16 protein-coding genes are annotated in these 16817 nt (G+C 29.4%); 3 read left to right on the top strand and 13 right to left on the bottom strand.

The features are described from left to right. Positions 1-13: 13 nt before the first annotated feature. The 8 genes from nusA to AXE85_RS04100 all read right to left on the bottom strand — a co-directional run bounded on the left by nusA (position 14) and on the right by AXE85_RS04100 (position 8055). Positions 14-1045, bottom strand: a complete 1032-nt coding sequence (gene nusA / locus AXE85_RS04135) for a transcription termination factor NusA (protein WP_062173298.1) — start codon at positions 1043-1045, stop codon at positions 14-16. A 21-nt stretch (positions 1046-1066) separates the two neighbouring features. Next, entirely contained in the window at positions 1067-1531 is a 465-nt protein-coding gene (rimP, locus tag AXE85_RS04130; RefSeq protein WP_062173296.1) for a ribosome maturation factor RimP, read from the bottom strand. A gap of 789 nt (positions 1532-2320) precedes the next feature. Next, entirely contained in the window at positions 2321-2701 is a 381-nt protein-coding gene (gene gloA / locus AXE85_RS04125) for a lactoylglutathione lyase (RefSeq protein ID WP_062173294.1), read from the bottom strand. A gap of 16 nt (positions 2702-2717) precedes the next feature. Beyond that, entirely contained in the window at positions 2718-3557 is an 840-nt protein-coding gene (locus AXE85_RS04120) for a DegV family protein (RefSeq protein WP_062174718.1), read from the bottom strand. A 54-nt stretch (positions 3558-3611) separates the two neighbouring features. After that, entirely contained in the window at positions 3612-4157 is a 546-nt protein-coding gene (nusG, locus tag AXE85_RS04115) for a transcription termination/antitermination protein NusG (RefSeq protein WP_021752585.1), read from the bottom strand. 11 nt (positions 4158-4168) lie between these two features. Beyond that, positions 4169-4342, bottom strand: coding sequence for a preprotein translocase subunit SecE (gene secE, locus AXE85_RS04110; RefSeq protein ID WP_021752586.1), 174 nt, complete (start codon positions 4340-4342; stop codon positions 4169-4171). Between the two features lie 231 nt (positions 4343-4573). Further along, complete coding sequence (locus AXE85_RS04105; RefSeq protein ID WP_062173292.1) at positions 4574-6310, bottom strand: ABC transporter ATP-binding protein; 1737 nt, start codon at positions 6308-6310, stop codon at positions 4574-4576. Further along, the gene (locus AXE85_RS04100) at positions 6310-8055 is read right to left on the bottom strand and encodes an ABC transporter ATP-binding protein (RefSeq protein WP_062173290.1); all 1746 of its coding nucleotides are present in this window, start codon (positions 8053-8055) and stop codon (positions 6310-6312) included. Before AXE85_RS04100 ends, AXE85_RS04105 begins: the two co-directional genes overlap by 1 nt. Positions 8056-8502: 447 nt before the next feature. On the opposite strand from AXE85_RS04100, the gene AXE85_RS04095 reads away from it, so the two are divergent. Continuing rightward, positions 8503-8955 carry a nucleoside 2-deoxyribosyltransferase gene (locus tag AXE85_RS04095; RefSeq protein WP_174222373.1) on the top strand — a complete coding sequence of 151 codons (453 nt, stop codon included), beginning with the start codon at positions 8503-8505 and terminating at the stop codon, positions 8953-8955. A gap of 172 nt (positions 8956-9127) precedes the next feature. On the opposite strand, the gene priA is transcribed toward AXE85_RS04095, so the two are convergent. From priA to AXE85_RS04075, 4 genes are all read right to left on the bottom strand, one after another. Then, positions 9128-11479, bottom strand: a complete 2352-nt coding sequence (gene priA, locus AXE85_RS04090) for a replication restart helicase PriA (protein ID WP_062173286.1) — start codon at positions 11477-11479, stop codon at positions 9128-9130. Positions 11480-11542: 63 nt separating this feature from the next. Continuing rightward, entirely contained in the window at positions 11543-12709 is a 1167-nt protein-coding gene (coaBC, locus tag AXE85_RS04085) for a bifunctional phosphopantothenoylcysteine decarboxylase/phosphopantothenate--cysteine ligase CoaBC (protein ID WP_062173284.1), read from the bottom strand. Positions 12710-12732: 23 nt separating this feature from the next. After that, complete coding sequence (locus AXE85_RS04080; protein ID WP_021752592.1) at positions 12733-13059, bottom strand: DivIVA domain-containing protein; 327 nt, start codon at positions 13057-13059, stop codon at positions 12733-12735. 12 nt (positions 13060-13071) lie between these two features. Then, positions 13072-13824, bottom strand: coding sequence for an RsmE family RNA methyltransferase (locus tag AXE85_RS04075; RefSeq protein WP_062173282.1), 753 nt, complete (start codon positions 13822-13824; stop codon positions 13072-13074). A 148-nt stretch (positions 13825-13972) separates the two neighbouring features. Here AXE85_RS04075 and AXE85_RS04070 point away from each other — a divergent pair, with 148 nt between their 5' ends. Then, positions 13973-14356 carry a TetR/AcrR family transcriptional regulator gene (locus tag AXE85_RS04070; RefSeq protein ID WP_062173280.1) on the top strand — a complete coding sequence of 128 codons (384 nt, stop codon included), beginning with the start codon at positions 13973-13975 and terminating at the stop codon, positions 14354-14356. A gap of 210 nt (positions 14357-14566) precedes the next feature. Beyond that, positions 14567-15478, top strand: coding sequence for an alpha/beta fold hydrolase (locus AXE85_RS04060; protein ID WP_082729124.1), 912 nt, complete (start codon positions 14567-14569; stop codon positions 15476-15478). A gap of 198 nt (positions 15479-15676) precedes the next feature. On the opposite strand, the gene mltG is transcribed toward AXE85_RS04060, so the two are convergent. Continuing rightward, on the bottom strand, positions 15677-16816 hold the full coding sequence (gene mltG / locus AXE85_RS04055; protein WP_062173276.1) for an endolytic transglycosylase MltG: 1140 nt from the start codon (positions 16814-16816) through the stop codon (positions 15677-15679). Position 16817 lies beyond the last annotated feature (1 nt).

The following is a 16817-nucleotide window of genomic DNA, read 5'->3' as shown; positions in this document are numbered from 1 at the left end:
AGTACCACCTCAATTATTCAACTGCTTTTATATCAATTTTCCATCCTGTTAATTTTGCAGCTAAACGGACATTCTGCCCTTTTTTGCCGATAGCTAAAGATAATTGATCTTCATTTACTTTAACATTAGCAATTTTTTCCTCTTCATCAATAATAATTTCCTCAACATTAGCCGGAGCTAAAGCATTAGTGATAAATTTAATAGGATCCGAATCCCAAGTTATAATATCAATTTTCTCACCATTTAATTCATCAACTATTATTTTTACACGTTCACCCTTATTTCCGACACATGATCCTACCGGATCTATGTTCTTATCTTCTGTATAAACAGCGATTTTTGTTCTATCTCCTGCTTCACGTGAGATACTTTTAATTTCTACAACACCGCTGTAAATTTCCGGTACCTCTTGTTCAAATAGACGACGAATAAATTCCGGATGCGAACGTGATGCTAGTACATGAGGTTTACTTCCACGTGTTGGATTATCTACCTTGGCGATATATACTTTAATTGGTGATTGCGGAACATAAATTTCACCTTTTACTCTTTCATTCTCTCCTAAAATAGCTTCAATTTTTCCGAGTTTCACATAAACATAACGTGTATCAATTCTATCGACTGTTCCCGATAATATTTCTCCTTCATATTCACTATATTCTTTGTATAAAATTTCTTTTTCAGCCTCTCGTAATCTTTGTAATAGTGCCTGTTTTGCTGCTTGTGCACCCACTCTGCCAAAATCATTAGGAAAATCTTCTTCTTCATAAATATCCCCTACTTCGTAAGCTGGATTTATTTTTAAAGCATCTTCTAATGAAAATTCAATTCTATCATCATATACTTCTTCAACAACATCTTTTCTTATAATAAATTTATAGTCACCAGTTGTTCTGTTAAAATCCACTCTAACATTTTTTGCTGCATTAAAATTTTTCTTATATGCTGATAATAACGCTAATTCAATAGCCTCCACTAATATATCTTCAGAAATTCCTTTTTCTTGTTCAATTAATTTTATAGCTTTAAGCAAATCCTTGCTCATTTTTTTATTCTCCTTTTTTTATTAAAATTTAACAGCTAATCTAATTTTAGCAATTTTTTCATAATTAATCTTTGTTCTTTTTACACGAGCCTTATCCTTATACTCAATCGCTATTTCATTATCAACGACTTCCAATATATCACCATAAAACTCTTTTTGATTATCAATTTTTTCGTAAGTTTTAATATAAACATGTTTTCCTACGGAATCAGCCACTTCCACTAAATTACGTAAATCTCTCTCTATGCCGGGAGAAGATACTTCCAAATAATATTTATCACTAATAAAATCTTCCTTATCTAATTCAAGCGCAAGCCGTTCACTCAATACTACACAATCATCAAGTGTAAGTCCACCATCTTTATCAAAGTAAACACGTAAGAAATACTCATTACCTTCCTTAACATATTCAACATCATAAAGAGAATATTCCGTATCTTTAGTTTGTTGTTCGGAAATTACTTTTACCTTTTCGACAATACTCATAATAACCACCTCTCAATCTTCATTTAACAATTTTTTCACTATATAATATACTGTTGAAATAAATATATATTATTTTACAAATATTCCAGCAATGGTTAGCAGTGGTATGGACGCCTACAACTAACTTAGGTTAATTCGTAGAAGTAAGGTATGCAAGGCCACTCTAATCTTTACGAACAAAGTGAGTAAAAGATTAGCTAGTAGCTACTGCCACGGGTCAGCAGTTGACACTAACGTGTATCATCTACGCCTATGGCTTTGATGATACTAGTGTCTTTGCATACGTCACTTCTAATATTTATGATGTGCAGATAGCACTCATAAATAAAGAATTGACGCATAAAATTCTCCAAGTAAAATGCTTTTAGCATTTTACCATTACTTACAAACATTGCTATTAGGTTCGTTGCTGTTCTTAGTGGTGGAATACTGGCTTCACCTGAGATTATAAGCTCAGGTGAACCTTAAGAAATCCACTGCATACGTTAGCAGTGGGAACTAAGAATTTCATCGTCACTACATTCCTTGAAATTCAAGTTCCTGTTGCATACTTTACTTCTAAGATTTATTCGTGCTAAAGGCACTCATAAACCTAAGAATTAAAGAGAATTCTTAAGGTTGCCATACTACTATAAAATCAGCAATAAATAATATTTTGTATATAAATATATAATTTTTATCCAATATAAAAGAGCGGAGAACTTTCAAAATTCACCACCCTTTCGGTAATTTATTTCAATACAAGTATAATTGTAACATAATAACATACAAAAATCAAATTTTTATATATTATTCTGCACGTATGACTTCAATTTTATATCCGTCCGGATCTTTTATAAAATAATAACTCGGAGGAAACCCCGGTAATCCTTTTAAATCAGTAACATCATACCCGGCTTCAACATGTTTTGCATGTAATTTTTCCAAATTATCAACAGATATGGCAATATGCCCATACCCATTACCTAAATCATATGAACCATGATCATAATTATATGTCAATTCCAACTCATAATTGGAATTAGGCAAAGTTAGATATACTAATGTAAACTTATATTCCGGAAAATCTCTTACTCTACTCTTTTTAAAATCAAATGCTTCTACATAAAATTTTATTGATTTTTCCAAATCAGCTACTCTGTAACAAGTATGAATCATTGTTTGTACCATGATAATACTCCTTTTATTATAATATTGTCCATCCTAAAGCAATCGAGCCAATTCCTAAATGTGTAGAAATAACAGGACTAATTTCACCTATTTCCGTTTCTACACCAACATAATTATCTTTAATATAATCCCTTATTTCTATTGCGTTATTTGGAGAATCAATATGAAGAATACATACTCGAATATTCTCTCCTTTATTCTCTTCATAGAATTCATCAAAAAGTTCTAATATTCTGGAAACTCCTTTTTTATAAGTACGAATTTTTTGGAATGGAACTATCACCTTATTTTCAAAATGTAAAATGGGTTTTACTTGTAACAAGTTTCCTACCAAAGCTTGCGCTCCATTCAGGCGACCACCACGTTGAAGATGTGATAAATCATCAACCATAAAATATGCCTTAGAAATTTTTTTCATATCATTTAGTGCAGTAATTATTTCTTTAGGTTTTTTACCCTCTTTTATTAATTTAGCTGCTTTTATTGCGTAATACCCTTCCGGTAAACATGATATCTCTGAATCGAATGGATAAACGTTAATGCCATCAACCATTAATCCTGCCACTGAATAAGAAGAAAATGTTCCACTAATACCGCTTGACAAGGCTATCGAAATGACATCTGTATATCCCTCTTTTTTTAATTTCTCCAAACAGGCTACCACTTCTCCTATCGCAGGTTGTGAGGTAGTAGGAAATGTGTTATTAGGATTTTTCAAATACTCATTATATTTTTCCACAGGCATATCCACAATTTCTTTATAAGGAGTTCCATCTATAATTATATTAAGAAAAATTGTACGGATATCCAATTCTTTTTTTATTTCTTCCGGAAGATATGCCGTAGAGTCCATCATAATTGCTATTTTTTTCACTCTATTAGCGACTATCAAAAGATAGCTTTTCCTTTCCTAGAATTTTTCCACATTATAAAGTTCTAATTCAACTTTAGTTTCTCTTCCCATAAGTTCAATCATAACATCAACCTTGTAGTTAGATAAATCCAAATGAACTACTTTTCCTTCCATATCTACAAATGGTCCGGAAATAACACGAACGTGATCTCCAATTTCTATATCTACATCTACTACACTAGATAATCCCATTTGTTGTAAAATAAAGTTAATTTCTTCCGGCAATAACGGGCTTGGTTTAGTTCCCCCACCATGTGAGCCGACAAAACCTGTTACCCCCGGAGTATTTCTTACAACAAACCAAGAATCATCTGTCATTACAAGTTCTACAAGGACATATCCCGGAAAAGTTTTTCTATTAACTTCTTTTCTCTTCCCAGTCGGTGTAACAATAATTTCTTTTTCTTCCGGAACAACTATTCTAAAAATTTTGTCTTCCATATTTAAAGATTCTACACGTTTTTCTATATTGTCTTTTACTTTATTTTCATATCCTGAATACGTATGAATAACATACCATTCTTTTGTTACTGTATCGCTCATAACAACCTCTCTTATCTGCTAAAATGTCTAATTCCAGCCGTTATCCCTAAATCAACTATGTAGCTGAACATCATCAATATCCCAACTACAACTATAACTATCAATGTTTTTCTAACAAGTTCATTTAACGTCGGCCAACTAACTTTTTTCATTTCAGAAACTACATTTTTTAGAAATCTTACCATTAATTGCACTCCTCCTTTTAGAAATTTTCCATATCTAATAAATTATAACATAGTATAATCTATAAGTCCATATATTCCAATCATATTAAATCATCTACGCTGTGTAACATTATATCAAATTTTATAACTATTATCAACACGTTACTATAATAGTAAGTATAAAAATTTATTTACTAAATAATAATATTTCTTTTAAACACCATATTTCATCTATAATTATAAACTTTCTTTTTATTTCATCATACCCGCTTGCAGTTGATACATTTTATAATATATTCCTTGTTTTTCCAACAGTTGCTTATGAGTACCGGATTCAATAATTATACCTTTATCAAGTACATAGATACAATTTGCATCTTGAATAGTTGATAATCTATGTGCTATTGCTATAGTAGTACGACCTTTTCTCATTTTTGCAAGTGATTGTTGAATTGTTTCTTCTGTTTCCGAATCAATATTAGCTGTTGCTTCATCTAATATTAAAATTTTAGGTTTAAGAGCAACTGTTCTTGCAAAAGCAAGTAATTGACGTTCCCCGCTGGAAAAAGTTGAGCCACGTTCCGCTACTTTATTTTGATACTTGTCAGGAAGTTTTTCTATAAATTCGTCGGCATCTACAAATTTAGCCGCTTCTTTCACATCAGTAATTGTTAAATTATCTTGATACATCTTTATATTACTCTCTATTGTTCCGTGATATAAAAAAGGTTCTTGCAACACTAAACCAATGTTTTTTCGCAATTCACTCATTGAATATTCTTTTATATTTTGTCCATCAATGAGTATTTCTCCACAATTAAATTCATAAAAACGTAAAAATAAATTTATTATCGATGACTTTCCTGAACCTGTTGAACCTACAAAAGCAATTGTTTCCCCTTTATTAACTTTAAATGAAATATTTTTAAGAACATCTTTCTTACCATCATAAGAAAAACTTACGTTTTTAAATTCGATGTTTCCGTATTTTATTTTATAATCTTTATCTTGTTGTTTGGGTTCAAAATCTTTATTGTCAATTAATTCAAATACACGTTTAGCTGAAATAATTGACGCTTGAAGAATAGAAAAATTTTGCATAAGTTCTATTAAAGGATTAAACAACTGATTAGTATATTGTATAAAAGCATAAATCAACCCTGCGCTAAAAATTGAATTTTGCCATGTGAAACCGAAATAAGATAAAATTACCGCATAAGCCAACACTTTAAAAAGTGCCATTGCCGGGCGCAGAAACAAAGTATCCACCACTAACCATTTGTCTGTATAATATAAATGTTCTCTATTAATTTCTTCAAATTCGGATAGTAATCTTTTTTCCTGATTAAAAACCTGAACTATTCTCATTCCTTCTATGCTTTCAGACAATCTGCTATTTAAAGAACTTAACTTTTCCCTTGTAATTGCTACTAATCTACCGGATATTCTTTGATAAAAATATATTGACCCTAACATTATCGGAATAAATATAATCATTAAAAGAGTAAGTCGAACACTTAATGCCAACATAGTGGTAATTGTCACAGTAAACATTAATATTGAATTTAAAAAATTAGAAAAAATGGTCCCGAACATATCAGCTACAGCTTGAGTATCATTCGTTACTCTTGATACTACAGCCCCAACTGGTGTTTTATCAAAATAAGCCATTCCAAGTTTTTGAAGATGTTCAAAACTTTCATTTCTTAAGTCTCTTACAACACTTTGAGCCACCTTTGCAAAGAAATATTCACCAGTAAAAGAAGCGATAACACGAAGTAAAAATAATCCATAGTAAACTATTAGAAGATAAATCCCTGCTCCGGCTAAAGTTTTTGTTATGTAATTGTCTATGTAATATCTAGCAATCAGCGGAATTGCCGTTGTTATCAATGTTGTAGATAATATAAAAAATAATGCTATTAATGTTAAAACTTTATATCTTAGCATATAACCAAGCAATCTGAAAAATACTGATTTTGTTTTCATTATAGGTACTCTCCTTTCAGCTTTTCCTCTAGTTGCTGGTTATTGTACGTTTCTTTATACCAACCGTCTTTACTTAATAGTTCTTCATGTGTACCACGCTCAATAATTTCACCTTCATTCATAACCAGTATTAAATCAGCATGAACCACCGCTGATAAACGATGAGCTGTAATTATCGTCGTCTTTCCTTTTCGTTCTTCTTTCAAATTATTTAAAATTATATTTTCTGTTTTAGCATCAACCGCTGATAATGAATCATCTAATATCAAAATCTCAGGATTCATTATTAAAGCCCTGCTCATTGCTAAACGTTGCTTTTGTCCACCGGAAAGTGAAATCCCTTTTTCTCCAATAATTGTATCAAAACCGTCAGTCATATTTACTATATCTTCATATACCCCACATAACTTTGCGACATTTTCTACTTGTTTATCCGTAAAATTATTATCCGCAAAACGAATATTTTCTTTAATACTCATGGCAAAAAGCATCTGTTCTTGAGGAACATAACCCATTAGGCTTCGTAAAACACTCAGTTTATACTTTTTTATATTGATACCATCTATCTTAATCTCACCCTTTTTTATATCATGCTCCCTTAGCAGTAATTTTAGTAAAGTCGTCTTCCCTGAACCCGTTACACCGACAATACCAAGTGTTTGTCCTTTATTTAAAGTAAATTTAATATTAGATAACACCTGTTTATCTGAATAAGAAAAACTTTCTATATTATATTCTAATCTTATACCCTGCGGTTTATAACATACATCCTCTGTTTCTACGACATCACTTTGCTCAGCAAGTAAATTTTCTATACGTGAATAAGAAACTTCTCCTCGTTCCGCTATATAAAATAAATAACCGATTGCTTGAAGCGGCCAAATAAGCATATCTAAATATGTTATAAATGTTATCAATTCTCCAACGGTTAAATTACCACGATGAATAAAAATTCCACCAAATACTAAAGTTAGCATATAAGAAAAACCAATAAATATCAAAACCATTGGACTGAACAAAGCACTATATCTGGCTGCTGTAACATTTTTATTAAATACCATATCATTTATTTCATTAAAAGATGCACTCTCACTTTTTTGATAACCGAAAGATTTTGTTACCCTAACACCGGATACACTCTCTTGCACTTTATTATTTAAGTCTGAAAATGCTTCCTGTGAATCCTTAAAACTTCTATGACTTTTTGTTGCCAGTTTTCCTGTGAAATACGCTAAAAACGGGAGTGGAATAATCGCTATTAGTGTTAATTTAGCATTTAACATAAAAAACATTGAAAACAATGTAACAAGTGCTGTTATGCTTGCATCAACGGCAGACATAACACCCACACCACTCGCCATAGATACAGCATTTACATCGTTTGTTGCATGAGCCATTAAATCCCCCGTACGATATTTTTGATAAAATGATGGTGACATTTTTGTAAAATGCTGAAATAATCTAAAGCGTAAAATTCTCGCAAGATTATTAGCAGCACCAAAAATACATATTCTCCATACATATCTTAATCCATACATAATAAAGGCGGAAGCGATTAAATAAATTAAATTTACAATTAATTTATTAGACGTTAACGTTTTTTCTCCTATTGAATCTACTACATTTCCAATTACTTTAGGAGGAATTAAATTAAAAATACTGACAAATCCCAGAGATAATATTCCGATTATATATCTTTTCTTTTCTAATTTAAAAAACCAACTCAAACGTTTTGCAAAATTCATATAATTCCTTTCAATAATGATACTTTAATCATTTCTTTAATATTTTAGTTATGAAAAAGATCATTTTAAACTAAGTTATTTGAAAATTGAACTTTCTAATCATGACTTATAGAATATTTAATATTTTCCAAATAACGTAATTTTTAATAATAATGTATCCATAATTATAGCACATATTTATTTTGGTTTCATTAGTCTTTTTTTAAAAAAATTTACAATAGAAAACAAATAATTAATTCAGAAATTTATTATTAACTTTATATACTCTACACATAATTAATAAAAATATTCATTATTCTATAATTTTTAATGTTTGTACCAAAAATACTTTATCTCCTTATAATATTATCACAAATTTTTTCTTTATTAAATGCTATATATTTTTTATTGTAAGATTTTTAGTATCATATTATAATTATAAGTAATAATTATTGGAGGTAAACTATAATGAAATTATACTTGGCAGGTGCATTATTCAATGAGGCGGAAGTCGCTCAACGTCTTAAAGAAGGGCGTTTACTAAAAGAACATTTTAAAAATAAACTAACAATTTATAACCCTATTGAACAACCCTTTAACGAAAATAAACAATCGTTACCAACGCCACAAGATATTTTTACAGGAGATACTATAGCAGTAAAAGAATGTGATATTTTTCTTGCCGACGTTACAAATGAGGATAGTGGTGTAATGGTTGAACTCGGTTTAGCAATCGCCTTAGAGAAAAAAATTATCGCAATCAATTCTGATATAAGACTAAAATCTTCAAATAAATATAATATCCCCAGCTACGCTATGAATCACTACGTTCTCGGCGGTATATTAAAACATGGTAAATTAGTATATAATTTCCAAGAAGCAATAGAGGAATTAGATAACTTATTTTGCTTAAAAGCATAAAACTAATAAATTTAATCTGGAAGTTAAAAATTTTAATAGAATTTGTTAAACGCAGCAGTTCATTGATTTGGGAGTTTACTTTAGTGAATTTTTCCCAAATCTAATAAACTGTGCGAAGTAATTCTTAAAAATTGATTTCTAATAAAATTATAATTTTTTAATTACTAGCTATTTACATATAATCTAACGCTGAATTATCTATTGTTATTGTTATTTTTTGTGTAGCATAACTTTCTTCAAAATAATTATTAATATACTTCAAAAGTGGATAAAGTTTTTTATAATCAACTTCTTGAAATCTAATAGCTATATTAAATTTATACTCGTTATTTATTTTATAAAATATACTTTTATTTGGTCCAAGAATATTTTTATCACCGTATTTTTCTTTTAAAAAATTATAAATTGATTTTGCAACAAAACTCACCTTTTCTTCAGCATATCCTTTTATGGTAATAAACGAAATATTACAAAACGGTGGATAATTTATTAATTTTCTCCTTTTTAATTCGTAATTATAAAAATCTTTATAATTATGTCTTATGGCAAAGTCAATAATACTACTAGAAACATTAGTCTGAAAGATTACTTCTCCCGCTTTTTCACTTCTCCCCGCTCTTCCTGCCGTTTGCACAAGAAGTTGGAATAGTTTTTCATTTGCTTTAAAACTGGGAATAGCGATAAGAGAATCTATTGATAAAACTCCTACTAAGGTTATATTTGGAAAATCCAATCCTTTTGAAATCATTTGTGTACCTAAAAGTATGTCCGATTTATGCTCTCTAAAATCCGTAAGGAGTTTTTCGTAAGCACCTTTTTTTCCTGTAGTATCTGAATCCATTCTTGTAATTCTAACATCTTTTATATTTTCTCTTAAATATTCCTCAACACGTTGAATACCATAATTCCCGGATACAAGTTCTGGATTGTCGCAACATTTTTTTATATTTGCTATTTTTTTATGAAAACCGCAAAAATGACATCTCAATGAATTATCATGCTTGTGATAGTTTAAACTTATATCACAATTTTCACAAGTGTACATATGACCGCAAGAAAAACAACGAATATAGTTTGTATATCCACGCTTATTCATAAGAAGTAAAATTTGTTCATTCTTTGAAATTTTTTCTTTTATTTTGTTCAATAGTTTTTTAGAAATTACCTCTTCTTTATCATGAACATGAAGCACTTCTACTTTAGGCAATACATTATTAAACCTTTGTGTTAATGTTAATAAATTGTTAGGGTTGTTTTTTTCAAAACGATAATATAGATCAATAGATGGTGTAGCACTGGCATACACTACACTACACTTATTATAAATCGCACGTTTCTTTGCAATATCCTTTGCTTCATAACGTGGATTGTCTGACTGTTTATAACTATTCTCATGTTCCTCATCAATAATGATAAGCCCTAATTTTTCAAACGGTGCAAAAATCGCTGAACGGGTTCCAAGACAAATTTTCACCTTACCTTCTTTAATTTTCTTCCATTCCAAAAATTTTTCTCGTGCCGTCAGTCTTGAGTGAATTACCACAACATTATTTCCGAAAATCTTTTTAAATTTTTTCTCAATTTGTGGAGTTAAAATAATCTCAGGAACAAGAATTATAGCCTCCCTTCCAAGCTTTAAAACTTCCTCAACCAATTTCAAATAAATTTCTGTTTTTCCTGAACCGGTGATACCGTGAAGTAAGTATTCATTAAATTTATTTTTATCTAAATTACACTTAATTTTATTAAAAATTTCTTTTTGATAGATACTTAATTTATTTGAATTTATATAGTTGTCATCCATTTTTTCTTCTTTTTCAATTTCAACTATCTTTATAATATTATTATCTAAAAGCTTCTTAACTACTGAAACTCCGATATCCAAGATTTCCTTTACTTTATTTTTTTTAATCCTTTTATTTTGTTTTAAGTATGCCACTAAAATTTTCTGCTTTTGAGTGAGCTTCTTACCATGATAATCTGCTAACTCCAAAAATAATTCAACTTCTTTATTATTATTTTCTTTTATTTTACTAATTAATTTTATAGCTTTTACCGATAATAAATATCCTATCTCCTGCTTGGAAAATAATTTTTCAAATTTTTTCTTTTCTATTAAATTATCTTTAAAATGTTTTCCATAATCTATTAAAAGAGTTTTATTAGCATCTAACAACTCATAATATTCTATGTATTTATTTTTTAAAATAGTTGGCACTATAGTTTCAATAACTTGTATTCTGGTACAAAAAAGTTCATTAGCCATCACCTTTGAAAGAAGCAACATTTCTTTAGTTAAAATAGGAAAATTATCTTTCAAACGTTTTATATATTTAAACTCTGAAATTTCCCCATTGTAGCGTTCAAAAATATTTATGACATATCCTTGAACTATTCTCGTACCAAAAGGAACTTCTACTCTGTAGCCTATAATGTCTTCTCCACGTAATTCTTCCGGAATTAAATAATAAAAGGTTCTATCTACATTATAAGCATTGACATCTACTATTACTTCTGCAAACATATGTGCCTCCTTTCTGATTATTAAACACCGAGCAAAAAATAAATTACCCGGTGTTTTAATTTACTACTCAAGTATATTAACAAGTTCTTGTGCTATATTTTCTTTTGAAGTCGTATTTATTTTTTTTATATTTTCAAATTTATCAATTATATATACTTCATTATTATCTGAAGCAAATCCTATACCTTCTTTTGAAATATCATTAGCAACAATATAGTCAAGATGTTTTTTTATTATTTTTTCTTTAGCATACTCCAATATATTATTAGTTTCGGCAGCAAAACCGACAACAATTTGTTTATCTTTTTTATTTTCTCCAACATATCTTAATATATCTTCCGTTCTTTTAAACTCTATAGTTAAATTTTCGTTTTGTTTTTTTACTTTTTTATCATAAGTTACCACAGGTGTATAATCAGATACTGCTGCTGCTTTTATAACTATATCATATTCTAAAAAGTTATTTTTGACGGCTTCAAACATATCATGAGTATTAACTATTTTTATTATTTTTATATTTTTATTTATGGGGACATAATTCACACCGGTAATTAGTAAAACCTCTGCACCGTGCTTAGCAAACGCTTCTGCAATAGCTATACCCATTTTACCGCTTGAAGGATTGGTAATACAACGAAACGGATCAATAAACTCTTTGGTCGGTCCGGCAGTCACCAAAACCTTTTTATTTATTTTTTTCTCTTCTGAAAAAACACATTGGACTATTTTCTGGATATTAGGAAACTTTCCACGACCGACATCTCCACACGCAAGAAGTCCTAAATCAGGTTCAATAAAGTTAAAACCAAGACTACTTAATTTTTTTATGTTTTCCTGAATAATAAGATTTGTATACATATTTGTATTCATCGCAGGTGCAATATATACCTTGTTCAAATCTTTTACCGCAAGAATTAAAGAAGTCGCCAAATCGTCTGCAATGCCATTAGCTATTTTAGAAATAATATTTGCCGTGGCAGGAGCAATAATAATTTTATCAGCCCATTTTCCTAAATCTATATGTTGAATTTCTTTCTCATTAACTTCGTCAAAAGTATCATCATAAACTCTATTTTTTGTCAAAGTTTGAAAAGGTAATTCCGTAACAAATTTCTTAGCATTATTCGTTAGAATAACTTTTACGTTATTTTCTTTTTTTATTAAACTACTTGATAAATCAATCGCTTTATAAGCAGCAATCCCACCAGAAACTATCAATAATATATTCATCTTGCTCTCCTATAAAAATATCTTTAATATAAATCTTGCTCTTTACTATGCCCAGGTCCAAATACTGCTAACTCCAATTTTGATAATCGTTTTAATATATCAAGATTTGTTACTTGTTGCGGTCTTTCCTCTTTATTGGTGTTTTTAATAGCCTCTATTTTAATTTTCAAATTTTGATTTTCTATTTCCAACTCTTTTATCTTCGTCAATAACTTATCCAACTTCATATAATCCTCAATGATTAAATCTAAATAATCATTAACGTCATCCTCACTATATCCTTTAGAACGGCTCTTTTTGAACTCTTTTTCGTAAATATTTTTCGCTGTCAAATTAAGTTCTACACTCATCTTTTATCTCCTTTAATTATAAAATTCATTAAAATATGAAACACAACTAACCAAATATAATGGAGCTGTTTCAGCACGTAAAATTCTTTTTCCTAATCCTATAGTTTTATAATCAGCATTTCTAAAATTACTTATTTCATTTTCAGAAAGACCACCTTCACTACCAAAAACCGCAAGAATAGATTTTTTATTTAGATCGCTACATAATAAATTTTTTAAATTAATATTGTCATTATTAGTAGACTCCTTTTCATATGCTACTATCTTATAATCCATATTTTTACCATAGCTAATTAATTCTTGCAAACCATCAACATAGATAATATTTGGTATTAAATTTCTTTTTGATTGTTCTGCTGCTTCTTTTATAATTTTTTCCCAGCGTTGTATCTTATTTCCAATTTTATCTTTTTTTATTTTGGCAATATTTCTTTCGGAGTTAAACAGTACAATATTAGCAACTCCCAACTCTGTTAATTTTTGGATTAAGTATTCTATTTTATCATTTTTTAATGGTGGTATGGCAACTGTAATTTCTACCGTTAATTCATTACTTGTACATACTCTTTCAAAAGGTTCTACCACCACACCATCAATTTTACTATCTATAATATTACATATATACTTTATTTTTTCTTTAAATACAATATAAACTTTATCATTTTCTTTTTTTCTCATAATTCTTACAATATGATTACTATCGTTTTTAGATAAAGTATATCTCTCATGTTCATCAAATAATTCATCTACAAAATATTGTTGCATAACTTCTCCCGATAATTTTCTCTATATGTACAATTTTACTCCATTATAACATTTAAAGCAATATAATAATTTATTCTTAACTTGACGGCTAATTTCAATTAGCTTATAATATAATTAGTTAATTCTGATTAGCCAAAAGGAGAAGAACATGAATACAAAAGAAAAAATACTATCCGAAGCCTTGAAACTTTTTGCTCAAAAAGGTTATTCTGACGTTTATGTCAAGGATATTGCGATGATGGTCAATATTAAGGCACCAAGTTTATATAAACATTTTAAAAATAAGCAGGAAATCTTCGATAGTTGCATTAAAACCTTTTATGAAAATATGAGCAAAAAGAGGAATACACTTCTTTTACCTAAAAACTCTGTCAATAATGAAATATATTTACATAAAAGTCGAATGGATATCATTCATATCGCACAAGAATTATTTGAATTTTATCTATTAGATGAGATTGCCTCAAACTTTAGAAAAATGCTTCTTATCGACCGCTATAAAGACCGCAACATTAATCGTCTATATGAATGACCCTATCACCTATCAGATAAAAGTGTTTTCTCTACTGCTAGCGGCAAATAAAATAAAATTTGGAAACGCAACAGATATGGCAAATGCGTTTTTCTCACAAATCTATTTTTTACTTCAAAAATATGACGAAAAAAAAGATAAATTAGAAGACGCTAAAAAGGAAATCGAGACATTTATAAATGTATTTTGTAATATTTGGGGGTTAGAGGAATGAAATGGTTAAAATTCACACTACTATTTATTGTAATTTTAGTAATCTTATATGTGCTTAGTACATCATTACGTTTGAAAAGCAACCTAAAGGAAGCTATGAAAAAGCTGGACAATTACCATCCTAATCAAATGAACTTATCTTATGGAAATATTGAATATCTTGATATCGGAGCCGGAGAAACCTTACTTGTTTGTCATGGGATATTTGGCGGTTTTGATCAAGGCTATGAAAGTGTAAAAAATTTCTCTAACAATTACAGAATTATTTCCCCCTCGCGATTTGGATACCTTAATAGTGATATATTAGGAAAGGGTACCCCAAAAGAGCAATGTAAAGCATATGTAGAACTTTTAGATAAACTAAATATTGATAAGGTATTTATTATAGGAGAATCTGCCGGAGGAACTGTAGCTATTCGATTTGCCCTAGATTATCCTAATAGATGTAAGGGACTTATTCTATACAGCTCTGCAATGCCTGAAACAAAAAAACCGGAAAAAATAAACTTACATCAAGCTCCACCTGATTTTTTGTGCAATAATTTAGCCATGTATTTAATCAGCCCATTTTTTAAAAGCACAATGGGTATGGATAGCAGTGTGGTTAAAACAATGCTGCCAATTGATAAAAGAAGTGCAGGGGTTAAAATAGATGGTAAGATTACAAATCCTGATATGCCGGTCAATTATGATGATTATCCCGTTGAAGCAATAAAAATTCCCGTACTGATTCTCCAAGCTAAAGATGACAAGCTAACAAAATATGATAAATTTATTGATTCTGTTAAGAGATTTGATAATATCACATTAAAAATATTTGATAGCGGTGGTCATCTTTTAGTTGGTCATGATGAGGAAATAAGGAAAACTGTATCTCATTTTATTTATCAAGTAAATCAGAATAACTAATTGATTTATAATAACCAACACAAAAGAAGATTGTACAAAAGTATAATTTTTTTATTCTATGTCAATAAGCATATACTATTTACGCTTTTCCATTGTCTTTATAGCTTTGACAACACCTTTACATACTCACGCCATATTCATATATATACTATATACAACCCAAAAAACTGCATCGAAGAGATGCAGTTTTTATACTTATTATCTATTAGTTGGGATATAACCATCTATATGTTCTTTTGCTAATTGTTCATGTTCTTCATAAGTTTTTGAAAAATAGGCTTTTCCATCTTTTGAGGCATGAAGGAAATATATATACTCTGTATCTTCAGCATTGTTTAACGCCTTAAACGATACCAAACCAACAGAGGCGATAGGTCCCGGTGGTAAGCCTTTAGTAACATAAGTATTATATGGTGATTGAAGCATTAACTCTTTTTGCGTAGGTGCTCCTGTTAATTTATCTGCTGCATAATTAGCAGATGGATCTGTTTGAAGCAACATACCTCTTGATAACCTATTAAGAAATACACTTGCTATTTTAGTATTTTCTCCATCTTTGGTAGATTCTTTTTCCAAAATACTCGCCATTGTAATATATTCATGAATGGATATTTGTTTATCTTTGCCTGCAATATTCCAAACACGTTTATTCTCTTTATACAATGGAACTATTTTTTCGTTAGCTACACTTATCATTTTGGTAATTAGAGTTTCTGCGGTTTCATTATCGTCCAAAGTATAAACAGCCGGATATAAATAACCTTCTAAAGCATATTTTATATTTTTCCCATAAATATCATTCGTTATTAGTTCAGGAAATTTCTCTTTAAGTCTACCGATAAATTTTGCATCGTTTACTTTTTCTAAAAATTCTTCCGCATTTATTTTCTTAGTTTTTTCCAAATTTTGTGCGATTTTTAAAATACTATCACCTTCTATTACAGCAAAAGTATTTCCGGCACGTGCCTTGTCTTTAGTTCCTAATTCTTCCATTATTTGAGATACACTCATACTTGGTTTTAGGTTAAACGTACCTACATAAAACGATAAACTCGGTTTCATCTTTGCGTATAACTTAAATATGGTAGCATCCCTTATTAACCCCTTATTTTTTAATTCTTCAGCAATTTTTTGACTTCCATAACTCTCTTTTACTTCTATTTGAATATCGTTGTTATTATTTTTATCTACAGGTGTTAATCCATAATAAAAATATGAAAGAAAAGCAACCGCAGCCGCTAACAATAATGTGAAAAATACTGAAAGTATTCCCCCTTTTTTCTTTTTCTTATTTTTTTTTCTTAATTCGTTCCTGCGTCTTATTTTATCTTCTCTCATT

The organism is Gemella sp. oral taxon 928, assembly GCF_001553915.1.
Classification (GTDB): Bacteria; Bacillota; Bacilli; order Staphylococcales; family Gemellaceae; genus Gemella; species Gemella massiliensis.
This window is presented reverse-complemented; position numbering and strand designations above follow the sequence as displayed.

Coding starts and splice junctions, on each gene's coding strand:
- secE (WP_021752586.1), bottom strand. CDS start 4,342: ATGGTAAGATTTCTAAAAAATGTAGTTTCTGAAATGAAAAAAGTTAGT.
- nusG (WP_021752585.1), bottom strand. CDS start 4,157: ATGAGCGATACAGTAACAAAAGAATGGTATGTTATTCATACGTATTCA.
- priA (WP_062173286.1), bottom strand. CDS start 11,479: ATGTTTGCAGAAGTAATAGTAGATGTCAATGCTTATAATGTAGATAGA.
- AXE85_RS04080 (WP_021752592.1), bottom strand. CDS start 13,059: ATGAGTGTAGAACTTAATTTGACAGCGAAAAATATTTACGAAAAAGAG.
- AXE85_RS04105 (WP_062173292.1), bottom strand. CDS start 6,310: ATGAAAACAAAATCAGTATTTTTCAGATTGCTTGGTTATATGCTAAGA.
- coaBC (WP_062173284.1), bottom strand. CDS start 12,709: ATGAATATATTATTGATAGTTTCTGGTGGGATTGCTGCTTATAAAGCG.
- AXE85_RS04095 (WP_174222373.1), top strand. CDS start 8,503: ATGAAATTATACTTGGCAGGTGCATTATTCAATGAGGCGGAAGTCGCT.
- AXE85_RS04060 (WP_082729124.1), top strand. CDS start 14,567: ATGAAATGGTTAAAATTCACACTACTATTTATTGTAATTTTAGTAATC.
- AXE85_RS04120 (WP_062174718.1), bottom strand. CDS start 3,557: ATGATGGACTCTACGGCATATCTTCCGGAAGAAATAAAAAAAGAATTG.
- AXE85_RS04075 (WP_062173282.1), bottom strand. CDS start 13,824: ATGCAACAATATTTTGTAGATGAATTATTTGATGAACATGAGAGATAT.
- nusA (WP_062173298.1), bottom strand. CDS start 1,045: ATGAGCAAGGATTTGCTTAAAGCTATAAAATTAATTGAACAAGAAAAA.
- gloA (WP_062173294.1), bottom strand. CDS start 2,701: ATGGTACAAACAATGATTCATACTTGTTACAGAGTAGCTGATTTGGAA.
- AXE85_RS04070 (WP_062173280.1), top strand. CDS start 13,973: ATGAATACAAAAGAAAAAATACTATCCGAAGCCTTGAAACTTTTTGCT.
- rimP (WP_062173296.1), bottom strand. CDS start 1,531: ATGAGTATTGTCGAAAAGGTAAAAGTAATTTCCGAACAACAAACTAAA.
- mltG (WP_062173276.1), bottom strand. CDS start 16,816: ATGAGAGAAGATAAAATAAGACGCAGGAACGAATTAAGAAAAAAAAAT.
- AXE85_RS04100 (WP_062173290.1), bottom strand. CDS start 8,055: ATGAATTTTGCAAAACGTTTGAGTTGGTTTTTTAAATTAGAAAAGAAA.